General features: G+C 62.1%; 19 protein-coding genes (1 of these 19 running past the window's edge). 11 read left to right on the top strand and 8 right to left on the bottom strand.

The annotated features are described in order from the left end of the window. From rimP to F6A13_RS02295, 8 genes are all read left to right on the top strand, one after another. On the top strand, positions 1–400 hold the 3' portion of the coding sequence (rimP, locus tag F6A13_RS02260; protein ID WP_113526950.1) for a ribosome maturation factor RimP. 62 nt of this gene lie to the left of the window's left edge; 400 of the gene's 462 nt are visible here — the last part of the coding sequence; the start codon falls outside the window, past its left edge; it ends in the stop codon at positions 398–400. A gap of 31 nt (positions 401–431) precedes the next feature. Then, positions 432–1,913, top strand: coding sequence for a transcription termination factor NusA (gene nusA, locus F6A13_RS02265; protein WP_113526949.1), 1,482 nt, complete (start codon positions 432–434; stop codon positions 1,911–1,913). Between the two features lie 58 nt (positions 1,914–1,971). Next, positions 1,972–4,602 carry a translation initiation factor IF-2 gene (infB, locus tag F6A13_RS02270; RefSeq protein ID WP_126604837.1) on the top strand — a complete coding sequence of 877 codons (2,631 nt, stop codon included), beginning with the start codon at positions 1,972–1,974 and terminating at the stop codon, positions 4,600–4,602. 6 nt (positions 4,603–4,608) lie between these two features. Continuing rightward, positions 4,609–4,995 carry a ribosome-binding factor A gene (locus tag F6A13_RS02275; RefSeq protein ID WP_113526947.1) on the top strand — a complete coding sequence of 129 codons (387 nt, stop codon included), beginning with the start codon at positions 4,609–4,611 and terminating at the stop codon, positions 4,993–4,995. Beyond that, the gene (gene truB, locus F6A13_RS02280; RefSeq protein WP_126604839.1) at positions 4,992–5,873 is read left to right on the top strand and encodes a tRNA pseudouridine(55) synthase TruB; all 882 of its coding nucleotides are present in this window, start codon (positions 4,992–4,994) and stop codon (positions 5,871–5,873) included. The genes F6A13_RS02275 and truB overlap by 4 nt, the downstream gene beginning before the upstream one ends. A 38-nt stretch (positions 5,874–5,911) precedes the next feature. Then, the gene (gene rpsO / locus F6A13_RS02285; protein ID WP_113526945.1) at positions 5,912–6,181 is read left to right on the top strand and encodes a 30S ribosomal protein S15; all 270 of its coding nucleotides are present in this window, start codon (positions 5,912–5,914) and stop codon (positions 6,179–6,181) included. A gap of 16 nt (positions 6,182–6,197) precedes the next feature. Next, entirely contained in the window at positions 6,198–8,270 is a 2,073-nt protein-coding gene (pnp, locus tag F6A13_RS02290) for a polyribonucleotide nucleotidyltransferase (RefSeq protein ID WP_126604841.1), read from the top strand. A 135-nt stretch (positions 8,271–8,405) separates the two neighbouring features. Continuing rightward, positions 8,406–9,596, top strand: a complete 1,191-nt coding sequence (locus F6A13_RS02295) for a M16 family metallopeptidase (protein WP_225981913.1) — start codon at positions 8,406–8,408, stop codon at positions 9,594–9,596. A 2-nt stretch (positions 9,597–9,598) separates the two neighbouring features. On the opposite strand, the gene gloB is transcribed toward F6A13_RS02295, so the two are convergent. Then, a complete protein-coding gene (gene gloB, locus F6A13_RS02300; protein WP_126604845.1) occupies positions 9,599–10,351 on the bottom strand; it encodes a hydroxyacylglutathione hydrolase in 753 nt (250 codons plus the stop codon). 108 nt (positions 10,352–10,459) lie between these two features. Here gloB and F6A13_RS02305 point away from each other — a divergent pair, with 108 nt between their 5' ends. From F6A13_RS02305 to dnaQ, 3 genes are read left to right on the top strand one after another with little or no spacing between them, the layout of a single operon-like run. Continuing rightward, positions 10,460–11,257: a class I SAM-dependent methyltransferase gene (locus tag F6A13_RS02305; RefSeq protein ID WP_126604847.1), complete on the top strand. Its 798-nt coding sequence runs from the start codon at positions 10,460–10,462 to the stop codon at positions 11,255–11,257. Further along, positions 11,239–11,715, top strand: a complete 477-nt coding sequence (rnhA, locus tag F6A13_RS02310) for a ribonuclease HI (RefSeq protein ID WP_126604849.1) — start codon at positions 11,239–11,241, stop codon at positions 11,713–11,715. The genes F6A13_RS02305 and rnhA overlap by 19 nt, the downstream gene beginning before the upstream one ends. Further along, on the top strand, positions 11,706–12,452 hold the full coding sequence (dnaQ, locus tag F6A13_RS02315) for a DNA polymerase III subunit epsilon (RefSeq protein ID WP_126604851.1): 747 nt from the start codon (positions 11,706–11,708) through the stop codon (positions 12,450–12,452). The genes rnhA and dnaQ overlap by 10 nt, the downstream gene beginning before the upstream one ends. Positions 12,453–12,456: 4 nt before the next feature. On the opposite strand, the gene F6A13_RS02320 is transcribed toward dnaQ, so the two are convergent. The 7 genes from F6A13_RS02320 to F6A13_RS02350 form a co-directional block, all read right to left on the bottom strand. Further along, positions 12,457–12,879, bottom strand: a complete 423-nt coding sequence (locus F6A13_RS02320; RefSeq protein WP_225981914.1) for a roadblock/LC7 domain-containing protein — start codon at positions 12,877–12,879, stop codon at positions 12,457–12,459. Positions 12,880–12,955: 76 nt separating this feature from the next. After that, the gene (gloA, locus tag F6A13_RS02325; RefSeq protein WP_113526938.1) at positions 12,956–13,363 is read right to left on the bottom strand and encodes a lactoylglutathione lyase; all 408 of its coding nucleotides are present in this window, start codon (positions 13,361–13,363) and stop codon (positions 12,956–12,958) included. A gap of 13 nt (positions 13,364–13,376) precedes the next feature. Beyond that, positions 13,377–13,694 (bottom strand): pyrimidine/purine nucleoside phosphorylase, encoded by a 318-nt coding sequence (locus F6A13_RS02330; RefSeq protein ID WP_113526937.1) that lies wholly within the window; start codon positions 13,692–13,694, stop codon positions 13,377–13,379. A gap of 5 nt (positions 13,695–13,699) precedes the next feature. Next, complete coding sequence (locus tag F6A13_RS02335) at positions 13,700–14,899, bottom strand: argininosuccinate synthase (RefSeq protein WP_113526936.1); 1,200 nt, start codon at positions 14,897–14,899, stop codon at positions 13,700–13,702. A 3-nt stretch (positions 14,900–14,902) separates the two neighbouring features. Next, positions 14,903–15,838 (bottom strand): ornithine carbamoyltransferase, encoded by a 936-nt coding sequence (argF, locus tag F6A13_RS02340; RefSeq protein ID WP_126604853.1) that lies wholly within the window; start codon positions 15,836–15,838, stop codon positions 14,903–14,905. Continuing rightward, entirely contained in the window at positions 15,835–17,001 is a 1,167-nt protein-coding gene (locus F6A13_RS02345; protein WP_126604854.1) for an aspartate aminotransferase family protein, read from the bottom strand. The genes argF and F6A13_RS02345 overlap by 4 nt, the downstream gene beginning before the upstream one ends. Then, positions 17,001–18,227 carry an aspartate kinase gene (locus tag F6A13_RS02350; RefSeq protein ID WP_126604856.1) on the bottom strand — a complete coding sequence of 409 codons (1,227 nt, stop codon included), beginning with the start codon at positions 18,225–18,227 and terminating at the stop codon, positions 17,001–17,003. The genes F6A13_RS02345 and F6A13_RS02350 overlap by 1 nt, the downstream gene beginning before the upstream one ends. Positions 18,228–18,246: the final 19 nt, after the last annotated feature.

Consider the following 18,246-nt stretch of genomic DNA (forward strand, 5'->3'; position numbering starts at 1 on the left):
CACCCTGGTAGACGCACGCATGGTGCGCACGGGGCGCGCAGTGGCGTTACAGGTCTTCATAGAAAAGAATGAAACCACTGCGGTTACCATTGAGGATTGTGCGGCGGTGAGTCGCCAGCTCAGCCTGTGGCTCGATGTGGAAAATCCGATCCATGGCGCCTACCGCCTCGAAGTTTCCAGCCCCGGCCTGGATAGGCCGCTAAAAAATTTACACGACTTTGAACGATTTAAGGGGTCTCAGGCCGAGATTCATCTGCACGGGTTGACGCAAGGGCGGCGCCGCTTGCAGGGTGAGCTGCTGGGCGTTGAAGATCAGAAAATTGTATTAAAAAATACCGAAGGGCGCTGGACCTTCGCCCTGGATGATATCCACAAGGCAAGGCTGGTTCCGCAATGGTGAGTCGACGGAACATGCAGAGAGGAGCAGGTCAATGAGTCGTGAACTTCTTTATCTGGCGGATGCCGTCGCCCATGAGAAGGATGTGGACCGGGAAGTCATTTTCCTGGCGCTGGAGGCATCTCTGGTTTCCGCATCCAAAAAGAAATACGGACAGGACTGGCATATCGCGGTGGATGTGGATCGTAAGACCGGAGATTATGTAACCCGCCGGCTATGGGAAGTAGTTGCGGATGATGTCGCGGATTATGACGCGGATCAGCAGATCCGTCTGAGCGATGCCCGGAAAACCCGTCCCGATGTGGAGCTAGGCGGCTACCTCGAAGAAGTGTTGCCACCCGTCGAATTTGGGCGGATCGCGGCACAAACGGCCAAACAGGTGATTGTGCAGAAAGTGCGGGATGCCGAGCGCGACCGGATCGTATCGGACTTTGCGATACGCAAGGGAGATATCGTCAGCGGTCTGGTCAAACGCATGGAAAAAGGCAACGCCATCGTCGACATGGGGCGCGCCGAGGCCATTCTGCCAAAAGAGGAGATGATGCCGCGTGAGGCCATTCGCCCCGGTGATCGGGTGAAGGCACATCTTCAGGATGTACGCCGTGTGCAGCGGGGGCCGCAGCTATTTTTGTCGCGGACCAGTCCTGAGTTGCTGATCAAGCTGTTCGCCCAGGAAGTGCCGGAAATCGGGAACGGGATGATCGAAATCATGGGTGCGGCGCGTGATCCGGGACTACGGGCGAAACTGGCCGTGCGTTCCAATGACCCGCGTGTGGACCCCGTGGGGGCTTGTGTGGGTCTGCGCGGCAACCGGGTACAGACGGTTATCAATGAGTTGAAAGGCGAGCGGATTGACATTGTGATCTGGGCAGCCGATCCGGCCAGCTATGTGATCAACGCCCTTTCACCCGCGGAAGTGTCCAGCATCGTGGTCGACGAGAACACGCACAGTATGGATGTGGTGGTCGGACCGGAGCACTTGTCCCAGGCCATCGGGCGGGCCGGGCAGAATGTACGGCTGGCGACGCAGTTGACGGGCTGGACCATCAACATTCTGACCGAGGAAGAGGCTCAGGCCAAGCGGGAAGAGGAAGAGTCGACCTTTCTCAACCACTTCATCCGGGATCTGGGCGTGGATGAGGACTTGGCCGCCCTGTTGGTCAGCGAGGGTTTTACCTCCATTGAGGAGGTGGCCTATGTTCCGGTTGCCGAAATGATGGAAATCGAGGGTCTGGACGAAAACCTCGTCGGCGAATTGCGGCGCCGTGCGCGTGACGTCCTGCTCAATAAGGCCATTGCCCAGGAAGAGCAGGTGGCGCTCAGTGAACCCGCGGAAGACTTGTTGTCCCTGAAGGGTATGGATAAGGGTTTAGCGCACTTACTGGCCAGTAAAGGTGTTGTCACTTCCGAGGACCTGGCGGAACTGGCTGCGAGCGAGCTATGCGAGATGGTCGGTGTGGATGAAGAGCGGGCCAAAGCTCTCATTCTGGAGGCGCGTGCGCCCTGGTTTGCTTGATACAGACCCTGGCCCGGCGATGTATGTCGCGGGGTAGCGGTTTCGGAGAATGAGGATTATGACGGTAACTGTCGCCAATTTTGCTGCTGAATTGGGTGTAACGAATGCTCGGTTGTTGGAGCAGTTGAACGCTGCGGGCATTTCCAAGAATGCGGCCGAGGATGTGGTCACTGAGGACGACAAACATCGTCTTCTGGCTTCGTTGCGCAGTGCGCACGGAGAGGGTGGCGGTGAACCGCGCCGTATTACGCTCAACCGCACCAGTACCACCGAAATCAAACAGTCCGTAGGCGCAGGCAAGTCGCGCACGGTACAAGTGGAAGTGCGCCGCAAACGGACTTACGTCAAACGGGAAGCGATAGCCGAAGAGGCCACCGAGTCTGCTATACCGGAACAGTTGCCGGTCGATGCTCAGGTGGCCGCTGCTTTGCAGGAATTCGCGCCGGCCGTGGAAGCGGTCGCTGCAGGCGGCCCCGCGACGGTTTCTGGGGAGTCGGAGCCTGCGGAGGAGGTTGTCGATCAGCCGCAGCAGGTGCCGTACGATGCGACGGCCGCGAGCGAAGAGGTGGCGGCGGTACAAGAGGCGCCACGTTCCGAAGTGAAGCTTGCGGCAACTCCCTCACGCATTCCCGAGCGACCTGCCCTGGATCGTGGCAGGACATCGGCGGTCGGCACGGATCGTGCGCGTCCCACAGCACCGCCGGCTAGCAGAGCGCCCGCGGCAGCGCCGCCGCCAAAAGGCAAAAAAGCGGGGCCGACGGGGCGCGGCGACGACGACGCCCGCCGTGGCGGTGCTGCCCGGCGGGGCGGGCGGCGTAGTGAAGACGGTGGCAATGCCGATGCCCTGGCTCTGGCACGGCGCCGTAAGTCCGCAGACAAACGAAACCGCGGCAGGGGTGGTCCTGCGGTCAGCGAGTGGGCGGTGGCACCGGTCATCCGCGAAGTGGCGCTCCCGGAAACGATCACCGTGGGTGAACTGGCCAGCCGGATGGCGATCAAGGCTACCGATGTGATCAAAACGATGATGAAGATGGGCGTGATGGCCACCATCAATCAGGTGATCGATCAGGAAACCGCCGCAATCGTCGTGGAAGAGTTGGGACACAAGGTGAAGCTGGTGGGAATCACCAGCCCCGAGGCTTTTTTGACGGAAGAAGGGGCGGCAGAGACGCCGGTCATGGGCCGTCGGCCCCCCGTGGTGACCGTCATGGGACATGTGGATCATGGTAAAACGTCGCTGTTGGACCGAATTCGCTCTACCCAGGTAGCGAGTGGTGAGGCCGGGGGTATTACCCAGCACATCGGTGCCTACCACGTGGAGACGCCCAAGGGCATGGTGACCTTCCTCGATACGCCTGGCCATGAGGCGTTTACGGCGATGCGGGCCCGCGGCGCGCAGGCGACGGATATCGTCGTGCTGGTGGTGGCGGCCGATGACGGGGTGATGCCCCAGACGATCGAGGCGATTCACCACGCCAAGGCGGCCAAGGTGCCCATTGTGGTGGCCGTCAACAAGATCGATAAACCCTCCGTGGATCCGGAACGCATACGCCAGGAACTCGCCGGCCATGAAGTGGTGCCCGAGGAGTGGGGCGGTGACGCGCAATTTGTGAATGTTTCGGCAAAGACCGGGTTGCATATCGATGATCTGCTGGACGCCATTTTGTTGCAGGCGGAGATGCTGGATCTGGATGTGCAGATCAACGGTCCGGCGAAGGGCGTGGTCATCGAGTCCCGGCTGGATCGTGGACGTGGTGTCGTGGCATCGGTGCTGGTCCGTCAGGGCACCCTGCATACGGGTGATATGCTTCTGGCCGGCGCGCAATTTGGACGTGTCCGGGCGCTGGTGGATGATGCCGGGCGACCTACACAATTGGTGGCTCCGGGCATGCCGGCAGAGGTGCTCGGGCTGGGAGATGTTCCCCAGGCCGGTGATGAGGTGGTCGTGGTGGCGGATGAACGCAAGGCTCGCGAAGTGGCGCTCTTTCGCCAGGGCAAGTTCCGTGATGTACGTCTGGCGAAGAGTCAGAAAGCGACGCTGGAGAGCCTGTTCGAGGCGGCAGCGGATGGACAGTTGCAGCAGTTGAATCTGCTGATCAAGGCGGACGTACAGGGTTCCGCCGAGGCTTTGACCACTACCTTGGAACGCCTTTCCACCGCAGAGGTCAAGGTCAATGTCATCCACTCCGGGGTCGGTGGAATCACGGAGTCCGATGTGAATCTTGCCGCGGCGTCACAGGCGGTTATCATCGGCTTCAACGTGCGTGCGGAAGCTCCGGCGCGGCGCCTGATCGAACATAGCGGGGTGGATGTTCGTTACCACAGTATCATTTACGACGCGGTGGACGAGGTGAAGGCCGCCATGAGTGGTATGCTCGCGCCGGAAATCCGTGAGCGTATCCTGGGTCATGCGCAGGTGCGTGAGACATTCCGGGTGCCCAAGGTGGGCATGGTCGCGGGTTGTATGGTTACCGACGGCCTCCTGCGGCGCAGCGCGAAGGTTCGGGTGATCCGTCAGGATGTGGTCATCTATTCCGGAGAAATGGACTCACTGCGGCGTTTCAAGGAAGACGTCAAGGAAGTGCGTGAAGGCTTTGAGTGTGGTGTGGGTATCCGCAACTTCAATGACCTGAAGAATGGTGACATCATCGAGGTGTTTGAAACCACTGAAGTGGCGCGAACGGTCTAGGAGGCAATGTTGCACGGTTCTCATCGCCCCTACCCGCGCGGCGCCAGGGTGGCTCATTTGCTCCGGGAAGAGATAGCGGCGGTGTTGCCGCGTCTGCACGGCATGTCTTCCGGGTTGTCTCCGCTACCCCCCAGCATCACGATGGTGGATTTGCCGACGGACATGCGCTCGGCAACCGTATATTTTTCGTTGATGGATGGCCCCGATCGGGCCGATACGGTGCGCAAAACTCTGCAGGACCATGCCGGCGAGATCCGGCAGATGCTGGGAAGGCGGTTGGCGTTGAGGCGCATCCCACCACTGCAATTTGTCTACGACGCGCGTTTTGACCGTGGTGCGGAAATGGCGGAACTCCTGGCCCATCTTCCGCCCGCGCCGGAGGACCTGCCATGAGTTGTCAACATGGTCTGCTGCTCCTCGACAAGGCGGCGGGTCTGACATCCAACGCCGCTCTGCAACGGGCCAAGCGTCTGCTCGGCCTAAAAAAGGGCGGGCATACGGGAAGTCTCGACCCCATCGCCACCGGACTGCTGGTCCTGCTCTTTGGCGAGGCCACCAAGGTCTCGGATTATATTCTCAATGCGGACAAGTCCTATCGGGCGACCCTGCGGCTGGGCCAGACCACGACCACCGGCGACAGCGAAGGCAGTGTGCTGGAAGAACGGCCTGTTGCGGTCAGCGAAGCGCAGGTGCGCGCGGTGCTGCCGCAGTTTCTCGGAGAGATTGCGCAGATTCCGCCCATGTATTCGGCGATCAAGCAGGGGGGCAGGCCGCTTTACGAATTGGCGCGCAAGGGGCTGGAGGTGGAGCGGGCGCCACGCCAGGTACGCATCGACGCCCTCGACCTGGTTTCCCTGGACGGTGACCGTTTGGTGCTGGACGTGCGCTGTTCCAAGGGTACCTACATCCGCAGTCTGGCGGAGGACATCGGTGCGGCTCTGGAGTGCGGTGCGCATGTGGAAGAATTGCGGCGCACGTCCACCGGTCCTTTCGATGTCGCGCAGGCGCTGACCCTGGAAGGGCTCGCCGACGTGCTCGGACGGGGCGAGTGCCCCCTCAAGGCCATGGATCTGGCTCTGGAATATTTACCGGCGGTGACCCTGACGGAGAACACCGCCTATTATCTGCGTCAGGGGCAGGGGGTCGTGGTCGCCCATGCGCCTCCTCTCGGGCGCATTCGTCTCTACGGGCCGGGGGAGCAGTTTCTCGGTCTGGGAGAGGTGATGGACGATGGAAAGGTGGCGCCTCGCCGCCTCATGAGCGTAAACTAGGGGTTTATATTTTTCAGAATTTCCAAGGAGTAGGAATTATGGCGTTGTCTCATGATGTCAAAGCAGAAGTTGTCCAGGGTTATGCCACCCATGTGGGGGATACGGGTTCTCCGGAAGTGCAGGTTGCCCTGCTGACCACCCGAATCGAAGGGCTGACAGATCATTTCAAGGTAAACAAGCATGATCACCATTCCCGTCAGGGGCTTCTGCGGATGGTCGGCCAGCGCCGCAAGTTGCTGGACTACCTGAAGAAGCGGGATGTGAATCGCTATCGCACGCTGATCGAACGTCTGGGTCTGCGCAAGTAAGGAGAGAGTTTTGACCATGATTCGGAAAGAAGTAGATTTTGGCGGCCGCCGCCTGCAACTGGAGACGGGCCGCATGGCGCGTCAGGCGGACGGTGCGGTGCTGGTTTCCAGCGGAGACACGGTCGTTCTGGTGACGGCAGTGGGCCGCCGGGAGATGAAGCCGGGCCAGGATTTCTTTCCGCTGACGGTCAACTATCAGGAGAAGGCCTACGCCGCGGGCAAAATTCCCGGTGGTTTCTTCAAGCGGGAAGGGCGCCCCACGGAAAAGGAGACGCTGACGTCGCGTCTGATCGATCGCCCTATCCGGCCGCTCTTCCCCAAGGGCTTCATGAACGAAGTGCAGGTGATCGCTACGGTGGTGTCGGTGGATCGAGATAACGATCCCGATATTCTGGCACTGGTGGGTGCCTCGGCGGCTCTGGCAGTTTCCGGTATTCCGTTCAGTGGCCCGATCGGCGCGGCCCGGGTGGCTTACATCGACGGGCAATATGTGCTCAACCCCAGTTACGCACAACTGACTACTTCGCAACTGGATCTCGTGGTGGCGGGAACCCGGCAGGCCGTACTCATGGTCGAGTCCGAGGCGCAGCAGTTGTCCGAAGAGGTCATGCTGGAAGCGGTGATGTTCGGTCACGCGCAGTTCCAGCCCGTCATCGACACCATTGAAGCGCTGGCGCGCGAGGCCGGCAAACCGCGCTGGGAGTGGGTGGCGCCGGTGGCCGATGAAGCACTGGGTGTGCAGGTGCGCGAGAAAGCCACACCGCTTCTGCAGGAGGCCTATGCGCTGACGGAGAAGCAGGCGCGCAGCAAGCGGCTGGAAGAGGTGCAGCAGGCCATGGCGATCGAGTTTGGCGGTGACGATGCCGGACGCGGAGACATGGTTCGCGGATTTTTGAAAAAAATTGAAACCGGCATCGTGCGTGGACGTATTCTGGATGGCGCGCCCCGCATCGATGGCCGGGACAGCAAGACCGTGCGGCCCATCACCATCGAGGCGGGTGTGTTGCCGCGGACCCATGGTTCGGCGCTCTTCACCCGGGGGGAAACCCAGGCTCTGGTGGTGGCGACGTTGGGTACCAAGGGCGACGAGCAGATCATCGATGCCCTGCAAGGCGAAAGCCGTGACCGCTTTTTGCTGCATTACAACTTCCCGCCCTTCTCCACCGGTGAAACGGGTATGGTGGGTTCGCCCAAGCGCCGGGAGATCGGGCACGGGCGTCTGGCGAAGCGGGCGATAGCCGCGGTCCTGCCGACCGAAGGCGAATTCCCGTACAGCCTGCGGGTTGTTTCTGAAGTGCTGGAATCCAACGGCTCTTCCAGTATGGCGACTGTCTGTGGCGCCTCCCTGGCACTGATGGACGCGGGCGTACCCCTCAAGGCGCCGGTGGCGGGCGTGGCCATGGGCCTCATCAAGGAAGGAGAGCGTTTTGCCGTCCTCACCGACATCCTGGGCGATGAAGATCATCTGGGTGATATGGATTTCAAGGTGGCGGGCACGGTACAAGGGGTGACCGCCCTGCAGATGGATATCAAGATCGACGGGATTACCCGGGAAATCATGGCGCAGGCGCTCAAGCAGGCGCTGGCGGGGCGGCTGCATATCCTCGGACTGATGAATGGCGTGCTGTCCAGGGGGCGTGGCGAGTTGTCCGACTACGCACCGCGCATCATTACCATCCAGATCAATCCGGATCGCATCCGCGACGTCATCGGACCGGGCGGTAAAGTCATACGCGCCCTGACCGAAGAAACCGGCGCGACCATCGATATTCAGGACAACGGCACGGTAACCATCGCCTCGGTGGATGGTGAAGCCGGCGCCGCCGCGAAGCGACGTATCGAGTTGCTGACGGCGGATGTGCAGGTCGATGTCATTTACGACGGAAAGGTGGCCAAGATCATGGATTTTGGCGCCTTTGTGACGATTCTGCCGGGACGCGACGGTCTGCTGCACATTTCCCAGATCAGCAACGAACGGGTCAGCGATGTCCACGACCATCTCAAGGAAGGGCAAGCGGTGCATGTCAAAGTTCTGGAAGTGGATCGCCAGGGCAAGATCAAGCTGAGCATGAAGGGTATCCCGCAATAATCCGTCTACCGACATCCTTATCGACGTCGTTGAGCGCCAATGGCGACACAGGTGGACCGGTACGGTCCACTTTTGTTGTTGTCTCCTGACATGACGCGCGCCGTCGAACCTCTATGCACGACGCTGGATAACGGTGTGACCGTGATCAGCGAGCGACTGCCCGGGCGTCGGAGTGTGGCTTTGTCCCTGACCGTCGGCAACGGCAGCCGGGATCAGGCCCCGGACGAAAACGGCTTTGCCCATCTGCTGGAGCATATGCTCTTCAAAGGCAGCACGGAGCGCGATGGCGATGCGCTCAATGCGGCCATGGAGTCGCTGGGCGGTACCATCAATGCGTTTACAGATCGGGAAAGCACGGTGTTTCACGGGACGGTACTGGCGGAGGATGCCGCTGACGCCTTCACGCTGCTGACCGAGCTGTTGACGAAGCCGCGCTTCGACCACGCCGATCTGCGCCTGGAAAAGCGCGTGGTTGCTCAGGAAGCGGCCATGGCGGCAGAGGATGTGGAGGATTGGGCTCAGGAGCGCGCCCTCGCGGAAATCTGGGGAACCCATCCCCTGGCCTGGCCGGTGCTGGGGAATGCACGATGCATCCGGTCCGCCAGTCGCAAGCGCCTGCAAGCCTATCACCAGCGGATCCTCGCCGAATCGCCGCTGATCATTACCGCCGTCGGAGAAGTGGAGCATGGGGCGCTCTGCACCTGGGCGCAGGCCGCCTTCCGGGGGCGCGTGGGGCGGGCTCGTAGCGCAGCGCCCGCCCCACGGTTTCATGGCGGACAGAAACGGCTGCGCCGCGCCCAGGCGCAGCAGGCGCACCTGATCTGGATGGCGCCTGGGTGCAGCGTCGCCGCGGAGGACTATCTGGCCCATGTGGTGGCCAACGCCATACTGGGCGGTGGTACGGCCTCCTATCTGTTCCGCGAGTTGCGTGAGAAGCGCGGGCTGGCCTACCAGGTATTCTCCCATCTTGATCCCCTCCGTGACTGCGGCGAATGGACGCTCTATGCGGCCGCGCCGGGCGCGCAGCACGTTCAGGCGGCAGCGGCGATGGCAGAGGTCCTGGCGATGTTGCTGGAGCATGGACCGACCGTAGCGGATATGATCTGGGCCAAGCGCAGCCTACGGATTCAGCTCCTCCTCGGGCAGGAGGATGCGGAAATTCGCATGAGCCGCCTGACGCGGCAATGGCTCTACCTAGGGCGTCTGGTCCCGGCGGAAGAGTCTCTCCGGACCCTTGCGGCGGTGGACGCCGACGCCGTCCTGCGGGTTTTGCGCAAGGCCTGGACCGAGCGTTTCGAGGGGTTGTGCCTGCCGGCGCGGCGCTGATCTCAGGAAAAGTGGTCTTTCCAGCGGCGCAGGGCGCTGAAGACGCGGACAGGGTCGTCCCCCGTAGCAGGATCGAAGACGTTGGCGCTGCGGATCAGAGCGGGCTCGCGGCACCGCAGAAAAGGGTTGCTGGCGCGTTCCAGGGCCATGCCGGAGGGTAAGGTGGGTTCGTTGCGCGCGCGCTGTGCGATGGCTTCCTGCTGGCGCTGCACTATGACCGGATTGTCCGGGTCGGCCTGGGCCGCGAAGTGCAGATTCGTGAGGGTGTATTCATGGGCGCAGTAGACGGCGGTGTGATCAGGTAGCGCCGCGAGGCGTTGCAGACTATGAAACATCTGCGCTGCGGTACCCTCGAAGAGGCGCCCGCAGCCTGCGGCGAAGAGGGTGTCTCCGCAGAAAAGGACATTTTTCCACCAATACGCGATATGATCGCGGGTATGGCCGGGCACCTCCAGCACCGTGAGCATCTCCGCATCCAGCGTCAGGCGACCCTCGGCCACGGCATGGGTCAGCCCCGGAATGCGCCGGTTGGCGCCGTATACGGGAATACCGAAATGCTGCGCCAGCGCTTCCACGCCTCCGGTGTGATCCGCATGATGGTGGGTACAGAGAATGGCGCTCGGGCGGAGCGTATGTTCAGCGCACCAGTCAAGGACGGGTTCCGCGCAACCGGGGTCGATAATCCACGCCCCTTCGGGCGTTTCGGCGACGTAGATGTAGTTATCCGTAAAGGCGGGAATAAAATGAACAGGCATTTTTGCATCTCCCTTCGGGCAAGGTACCATAGGCCCATTATGGCATTGAAGCGGGGTGGTGGACGTTAGTGTTTTCCTTTTTCGCCGCCGCAAGGCTCTTGCGCTGATATGCAACATCCAGGATGCCAAAGTCGACCACGGCAACAACGCGCCGCCGTCTGGTGGAATGGCCGCAGCGGCCGCCTTCTGCTCGACCGTGCCCGGGATATGCTGCCGCACTGGATAGAACGCCTGCAGCCGGAGACCATTCTGCAGCTCGGACAACCCGTTTTCTGGGGACTGCCGCCCGAACGCGAGCATACTTGGGTATTGCTCAATGACGGCTTTGCCCTGCCTTCCGACGAGTATCTGCAGGCCTACGGTGTCTGTGAAGCGATGCCTTTCGCGGCCATGCGTTTCGACCTGGTGATCGTCCCCTTTTGTCTGACCCGCATGGCCAATCCGCAGGCGGTGCTGGAGGAGTGCTGGCGGGTCCTGCGTCCCGAAGGCCATGTGCTGATCATGGACTTCAATCCGGGGGGGAGCCTGAGCGTGGTACGCCGTTGGCATCTCTGGCGCAGGGACCGCGCCTGGCCATGGCTGCGTCCCTTCCTGCCGCCGGGGCGACTGCGTAGTCTGCTCAAGGGGCAGGGTTTCGTGCTTCGCGAGGGACGTTATTTTCAATACACCGTTCCGGGTCTGAGGCGCAACGCGCAGTGGATGGAGCTGGTGGGCGACCGCTGGTGGCCGGCAGGGGCCAACGCTTATCTGATACTGGCCCAGCGGCGGGATCCCGAGCGGCCGCTGGTGGGTGCGGTCCGGCCATTCAACGTGCGTTCCGGGCGGCAGAAGGTCCGGTCCGAAGCCCCTGTTGCCTATGCTGGTCCCGACCCTGAGAACACCGCCCCATGCCCGAAAAAGTCATAGACCTCTTTACCGATGGCGGGTGCCGCGGTAACCCCGGGATCGGCGCCTGGGGCGTGTGGCTGCGGCTGGCCGGGCAGGAGCGGGTCTTATGGGGCTTCGCCCCGGAAACGACGAACAACCGGATGGAGCTGACGGCGGCTTTGCGCGGTCTGGAGGCGCTCAAGCGACCCAGCGCCGTGCGGGTAACCAGTGATTCCCGTTATCTGCGGGATGGCATGACCCAGTGGCTGGCTGGCTGGCAGCGGCGGGGCTGGCGGACGGCGGGCGGGGAGGCGGTCAAAAATCGCGATATCTGGGAGTTGTTGGCGGTGGTGGCTGCCCGCCACCAGGTCCAGTGGGAGTGGGTGAGAGGCCACTCCGGGCATATCGAGAATGAACGGGTGGATGCATTGCTGAATCGGGTCATGGACCAGTATGCAGCGGGCGGGCAGGCGCGGGAGGGCGAAGGATGGCTGTGAGGCAAGTGGTGCTGGATACGGAAACCACGGGCATCGACTGGAAGCAGGGGCACCGGGTGATCGAAATCGGTGCCGTGGAGCTGATCGACCGGCGGGTGACGGGGGCGTATTACCAGCAATACCTCAATCCGCAGCGCAGCAGCGATCCCGAGGCGTTGCGGATACACGGACTGACCGACGAATTTTTGCAGGATCAGCCGGGCTTCGCGGAGGTGGCAGATGCCTTTCTGGAGTTTCTCGGTGACGCGGAGCTGATCATTCACAACGCGCCCTTCGACCTGGGATTCCTGAATCACGAACTGCAACTGGCGGGGAAGGCGCCTTTGCGACAGGCCGTCATGGATACGCTGGCGGATGCGCGCCGCCGTCATCCCGGCCAGAAAAATGATCTGGACAGTCTGTGCCGGCGTTACAGTGTGGAAAACCGCCATCGTGAACTGCATGGGGCCTTGCTGGACACCCGGATACTCGCCGAGGTCTACCTGGCGATGACTGGCGGGCAGGTGGATATGATGGGGATGCTGGGTGCCGCAGGTGGCCCCGCCGCAACGGAGATGCAGTCCGCGGGGGATGACCGTCGGAGTGAGGGCATTCCGGCGGCAGTGTCACGGCCACGGGGCCCCCTGCGGGTAATCCGTGCCAGTGCGGAGGAGTGCATGCTCCATCAGCAATATTTGCAGAATATGGGTGGTAACGCGTTATGGGAGCCGGAAAGCCAGGATATTCCACCGGCTTGACCGGCTAGATCGAGCCTTGCGGAATCCCAACAGGCCCTTCCATAGACCATCCGAAGCCTGGTGTCAGCAGGTCGCTGATGGCGCCTGCCGCGGGAATGCTCCTGAGCAACGCTAGGCTCCATTCCGGTCCATCGCCATAGCCGATAACGATCAGCGCCGCATATTCCCCCGCCTGGATCATGAGGGCGTAGCCATTGCGCCCTTTCATCACCAGTTGTTCTAGGTTGCCGAGTTTGAACTCGCGCATTGCACGGTCGGCCAGGGAGGATATGGACGCCATCACCGCACCTGCCCGGTCTTCACTCACCTCTCCGGATATGGCGGAGGCGAGCATCAGGCCCTCGGTGGAGATGATCGCGGAGGCGTCTATGTCGGCTGAACCATCATTCAGTTCAGCGAGAATGGATTGCATCTTTTTGGTGCGCAAAATTCCTCCTGGCGATCTCTAGCACTACCCGAGAACATGGCAAATTTACGGGAGCTTGTATCCTGCTTGCCAGCTGTCAGGCCGGATGTTCGGCAAAGTCTGCTTTGCGCTCGATCAACTCGATGCGGTAGCCGTCGGGGTCTTCCACGAAGGCGATAACGGTGTTGCCGTGCTTCATGGGTCCCGCCTCGCGCACCACCTTTCCGCCCCGCTGGCGGATGCCGTCGCAGGCCGCCACGGCATCCTCAACTTCTATGGCGATATGTCCGAAGCCGTCGCCGAGGTCGTACCGTTCCACGCCCCAGTTATAGGTCAGCTCAATTACCGCCCCGGCATTCTCGTTCTGATAACCGACGAAGGCCAGGGTAAATTTGCCTTCGGGATAATCGTTACGGCGCAGGAGTTGCATGCCGAGTACCTCCGTGTAGAAGGCAATGGCGCGGTCCAGATCGGCGACGCGCAGCATGGTGTGCAATATGCGCATGAGAAGAATCTCCTTAACTTGAAAGCAGGTAATCCAGAGGCTCCACCACTTCCAGGCGGTAGCTCTGGCTGGCAGGAATGACCATGCTGTCGCCAGCATGCAACTCCTGAACGTCATTGCCCCCCTCGGCATGGTAGTAGGCCATCCCGCTGAGTACCCGGATGGTCTCCGCCACTTCGCTGCTCAAAGTATAGACGCCCGGGTGCAGAAGGGTGAGGCTGTGCATGCTGCCATCGGCGAGAATGACGCTGCGCTCGCTACGTCGCCCGTCCAGAGAGATGCGGCTGGTTTTGCCCAGTGCGTTGACTGGCAGATGCTGGTCGGGTGCCATCCGACTTAACCCTGCAAACGTTTTTCGATGCGCAGACGCAGCGCATTGAGCTTGATGAAGCCCCCTGCGTCCTTCTGATTGTAGGCGCCGGCATCATCTTCAAAGGTGGCGATACGTGGGTCAAAGAGGCTCTCCTGCGACTTCCGTCCCACCACCATACAATTCCCCTTGTAGAGTTTGAGGCGCACCACGCCGTTGACCAGTCGCTGGCTCTGATCGATGAGCGTCTGCAGGGCGCGGCGCTCCGGGCTCCACCAGAAGCCGTTGTAGATGATGCTGGCGTAGCGCGGCATGAGTTCATCCTTGATGTGGGCGACCTCCCGGTCCAGGGTGATGGATTCGATGGCGCGATGGGCCTTGAGCAGAATGGTGCCGCCGGGAGTCTCGTAGCAGCCCCGGGATTTCATGCCGACGTAACGGTTTTCGACGATGTCCAGGCGGCCGATGCCATGCTCGCCGCCGACGGTGTTGAGGTGCGCCAGCAACTGCGCGGGATTGAGCGGCTCCCCGTCGACGGCGATGGGGTCGCCGTGGGCGTAGGTGATCTCCAGATAACGGGGCTGGTCCGACGCTTGTTCCGGCGCCGTGGTCCAGCGCCACATGCTGTCTTCGGGCTCCGCCCAGGGATCTTCGAGAACGCCGCCTTCATAAGAAATATGCAGCAGGTTGGCATCCATGGAGTAGGGGGATTTCTTGCCGTGACGTTCCACCGGAATGCCGCGCTGTTCGGCATAGGCGAGGAGCTTTTCGCGGGAGTTCAGATCCCATTCCCGCCAAGGGGCGATGACCTGAATGTCGGGATTGAGGGCGTAGGCGCCCAGTTCAAAACGTACCTGATCATTGCCCTTGCCGGTGGCCCCATGGGCGACGGCATCGGCGCCCACGTCGGCGGCGATTTCCACCATGCGCTTGGCGATGAGGGGCCGGGCGATGGAGGTGCCCAGCAGGTACTCGCCCTCGTAGAGGGTGTTGGCGCGGAACATGGGGAACACGTAATCCTGGACGAATTCCTGGCGCAGATCATCGATGAAGATTTCCCTGGCGCCGAGCTTCTCGGCCTTGGCGCGCGCCGGTTCCAGCTCTTCACCCTGACCGATGTCGGCGGTGAAGGTGACCACGTCGCACTGGTACTGGTCCTGCAGCCACTTGAGGATGACCGAGGTATCCAGACCACCGGAATAGGCGAGAACGACTTTCTTGACCATGCGTCAATCTCCTTGCAGTGCGGCCACGGGGCCGATGCCGAATAAAAATTCCATCAGGGCTTTCTGGGCGTGCAGGCGGTTTTCCGCCTCTTCCCAGACGACGGATCGGGGTCCGTCGATGACTTCGGCGCTGACCTCCTCGCCACGGTGGGCGGGGAGGCAGTGCATGAACAAGGCATCCGGCGCGGCGGCGGCCATGAGTGTGGCGTTGACCTGGAAGGGGGCGAGAATCGCCTTGCGCGCGGCGGCCTCCTCTTCCTGACCCATGCTGGTCCAGACGTCGGTGACAATCAGGTTTGCCCCGCGCACAGCGGCCACCGCATCATGCAGGACCGTGACCTGAGCGCCGCCGCTCTGCAACATTCCGGCGCTGGGCACATACCCCGCCGGGCTGCCGATGCGCAGCCGAAAGTCGAAAATCTGCGCGGCTTCCATCCAGGAGTGGGCCATATTATTGCTGCCGTCGCCGATATAGGCCACGGTCCTGCCGCGCAGATCACCCCAGTGTTCCGTTGCCGTCATCAGATCGGCGAGAAGCTGACAGGGGTGATGGTCGTCGGAGAGACCGTTGATCACCGGCACCCGCGAAGCGGCAGCGAAGCGGAGGAGGTTGTCGTGGCCGAAGGTGCGGATCATCACCATATCGACCATGCGGGAAATGACCCTGGCCGTGTCCTCGACGCTCTCGCCGCGCCCCAGTTGGGTATCCCGCGGCGAGAGGAAAAGGGCGTGGCCGCCCAATTGGGCCATGCCCGTCTCGAAGGATACCCGGGTGCGGGTGGAGGATTTCTCGAAGATCATCGCCAGGGTCCGGCCCGCGCAAGGGGCGTAACGTTCGCCGTCCCGCTGGATTTGTTTCAGGACGATGGCACGTTGCAGGAGCGCCCGCAGTTCGCTGGGGCTGAGGTCGGAGAGGCGCAGAAAGTGACGGACGTTCATGATGCGGATTCCAGAAGGCTGGACAGGCCAGCGACGAGAAGATCGATTTCTGCCTCCTGCAGAATCAGCGGGGGCAGCAGACGAATGACTTTTTCAGCCGTGACGTTGATGAGCAGGCCAGCCTCCAGGGCGCGTTCCACCAGACGTTCGGGTTTATGGGCCAGTTCGATGCCCACCATCAGGCCCATGCCGCGTATCTCCAGCACCTCGGGGTGCCCGCCAAGGCGCTTCTGCAGGCGCTGCCGGAGCAGGGCGCCCATCCGCCCGGCGTGGGCGGGGATGGCCTCTTGCTGCATGGTGTCGAGCACCGCCTGGGCAGCGGCGCAGACCAGCGGCCCGCCGCCGAAGGTGGTGCCGTGTTTGCCCGGCCCGAAGAGCGCGGCGGTCGGCTGGCGGGCCAGCATGGCGCCGATCGGTACCCCGTTGCCCAGCCCCTTGGCCAGGCTAAGCACGTCGGGGCGCAAGCCGGGAATCTGCTGGTAGGCGAAGAAGGCCCCGGTACGGCCTATGCCCGTCTGCACCTCATCCAGCATCAGGAGCAGGCCGTGCGCGTCGCAGACCTCCCTCAGCCCGGTCAGGAAGCCTTCCGGTGCCGGACGCACCCCGCCTTCGCCCTGAAGAGGCTCGGCGAGAATGGCGCATATGCCGGGGTTGGCCTGAACCAGGGCGCGGACGGTAGGGAGATCACCATAGGGGGCGCGCACGAACCCCGGCAGCAGGGGGCTGAAGCCTTCCTGGATGCGGAAATTGCCGGTGGCCGTGAGGGTCGCCAGGGTACGGCCATGAAAGGCGTTGCTGAACACCAGAATCTGCGGTTCGGCGATGCCCTTGCCATGACCATGGAGACGAGCGATTTTGATCGCCGCTTCATTGGCCTCTGCGCCGCTGTTGCAGAAAAATGCCGCATCCATGCCGCTGACGGCGCAGAGGGTATCGGACAGCTTTTCCTGCGCCGGAATACGGTAGAGATTGGACGTGTGCAACAGTTGCCCAGCCTGGGTCTGCAGGGCGCGGGTGACGGCCGGGTGGCTGTGCCCCAGGCCGCAGACGGCGATCCCCGCCAGGGCGTCCAGATAACGGCGCCCCTCGGTATCATAAAGCCAGACGCCCTCACCCCTTGCAAAAGCGACCGGTAACCGAGCGTAAGTGGACATGAGTGGCATCAGGCGGGTGCCTCCCCGTCCAGGGCGAAAGCTGCGTGCAACGCCCGCACCGCGAGTTCCAGATATTTTTCTTCGATGACGACGGAAATCTTGATCTCGGAGGTGGAAATCATCTGGATGTTGATGTTTTCCCGCGCCAGGGTTTCAAACATGGTGGCGGCGATGCCGGCGTGGGAGCGCATCCCGACGCCTACCACGGAAACCTTGACGATATGGGTGTCGCCCCGCACGTCCTCGGCGCCAAGACCCCGCGCCACGCTCTGGAGAATATCGCGGGACTTGGCGAAATCATTGCGGTCCACCGTGAAGGTAAAGTCGGTTTTGCCCGCTTCCGAGACATTCTGGAGAATCACGTCCACATTGATATTGGCCGCGGAAATCGGACCCAGAATGGCGGAGGCGATACCCGGATGGTCGGGCACGCCGACCACGGTGATCTTGGCTTCATTGCGGGAGAAGGCGATGCCGGAGACGCGGGGAGCTTCCACAGAATTTTCCTCATTGGTGACCAGGGTGCCGGGACCATCCTGAAAAGACGACAAGACCCGCACGGGAACATGGTACTTCATGGCGAATTCGACGGAGCGGGTTTGCAGGACCTTGGCACCGAGGCTGGCCATTTCCAGCATTTCTTCAAAGGTGATGCGATCCAGACGGCGCGCCCGGGTTTCCACCCGCGGGTCGGTGGTGTAAATGCCATCCACATCGGTGAAGATATCGCATTCATCGGCATGCAGGGCGGCCGCCAGTGCCACGGCGGTGGTGTCGGAACCGCCGCGACCCAGGGTGGTGATATTGCCATGGGGATCGACCCCCTGGAAGCCCGCCACGACCACGATCCTGCCGGCATCCAGCGCCGCGCGGATCTTGTGATCGTCGATGTGCTCGATGCGCGCCCGGTTATGGGCGGAATCGGTCCTGATGGCGACCTGCCCGCCGGTGAACGAAATGGCGGGTTGACCGATACCTTCCAGCGCCATGCTCAGCAGCGCGATGGCCACCTGCTCGCCGGTGCTGAGCAGGGTGTCCAGTTCGCGTTCCGCCGGGGTATCGGCCAGGGCGCGCGCCAGTTGCAGGAGGCGGTCCGTCTCGCCCGACATGGCGGAAACCACCACCACCACTTGGTGGCCGGCGCGATGACTGGCCGTGACCCGTTCCGCGACGGCCCGGATGCGTTCCACACTGCCCACGGAAGTACCGCCGAATTTCTGTACGATCAGTGCCATTTGTGTGATTTTGTGATTT

The sequence above is a fragment of the Acidithiobacillus sp. 'AMD consortium' genome (assembly GCF_008926505.1).
Lineage (GTDB): Bacteria > Pseudomonadota > Gammaproteobacteria > Acidithiobacillales > Acidithiobacillaceae > Acidithiobacillus > Acidithiobacillus ferridurans.

Bases quoted from the DNA above. Each gene is read 5' to 3' on its own strand.
- F6A13_RS02275 (WP_113526947.1), top strand. From the start codon at position 4,609: ATGTTGCACGGTTCTCATCGCCCCTACCCGCGCGGCGCCAGGGTGGCT.
- infB (WP_126604837.1), top strand. From the start codon at position 1,972: ATGACGGTAACTGTCGCCAATTTTGCTGCTGAATTGGGTGTAACGAAT.
- gloB (WP_126604845.1), bottom strand. From the start codon at position 10,351: ATGCCTGTTCATTTTATTCCCGCCTTTACGGATAACTACATCTACGTC.
- F6A13_RS02335 (WP_113526936.1), bottom strand. From the start codon at position 14,899: ATGGTCAAGAAAGTCGTTCTCGCCTATTCCGGTGGTCTGGATACCTCG.
- truB (WP_126604839.1), top strand. From the start codon at position 4,992: ATGAGTTGTCAACATGGTCTGCTGCTCCTCGACAAGGCGGCGGGTCTG.
- gloA (WP_113526938.1), bottom strand. From the start codon at position 13,363: ATGCGCATATTGCACACCATGCTGCGCGTCGCCGATCTGGACCGCGCC.
- F6A13_RS02345 (WP_126604854.1), bottom strand. From the start codon at position 17,001: ATGCCACTCATGTCCACTTACGCTCGGTTACCGGTCGCTTTTGCAAGG.
- rnhA (WP_126604849.1), top strand. From the start codon at position 11,239: ATGCCCGAAAAAGTCATAGACCTCTTTACCGATGGCGGGTGCCGCGGT.
- nusA (WP_113526949.1), top strand. From the start codon at position 432: ATGAGTCGTGAACTTCTTTATCTGGCGGATGCCGTCGCCCATGAGAAG.
- F6A13_RS02350 (WP_126604856.1), bottom strand. From the start codon at position 18,227: ATGGCACTGATCGTACAGAAATTCGGCGGTACTTCCGTGGGCAGTGTG.
- F6A13_RS02305 (WP_126604847.1), top strand. From the start codon at position 10,460: ATGCAACATCCAGGATGCCAAAGTCGACCACGGCAACAACGCGCCGCC.
- F6A13_RS02330 (WP_113526937.1), bottom strand. From the start codon at position 13,694: ATGGCACCCGACCAGCATCTGCCAGTCAACGCACTGGGCAAAACCAGC.
- dnaQ (WP_126604851.1), top strand. From the start codon at position 11,706: ATGGCTGTGAGGCAAGTGGTGCTGGATACGGAAACCACGGGCATCGAC.
- pnp (WP_126604841.1), top strand. From the start codon at position 6,198: ATGATTCGGAAAGAAGTAGATTTTGGCGGCCGCCGCCTGCAACTGGAG.
- argF (WP_126604853.1), bottom strand. From the start codon at position 15,838: ATGAACGTCCGTCACTTTCTGCGCCTCTCCGACCTCAGCCCCAGCGAA.
- rpsO (WP_113526945.1), top strand. From the start codon at position 5,912: ATGGCGTTGTCTCATGATGTCAAAGCAGAAGTTGTCCAGGGTTATGCC.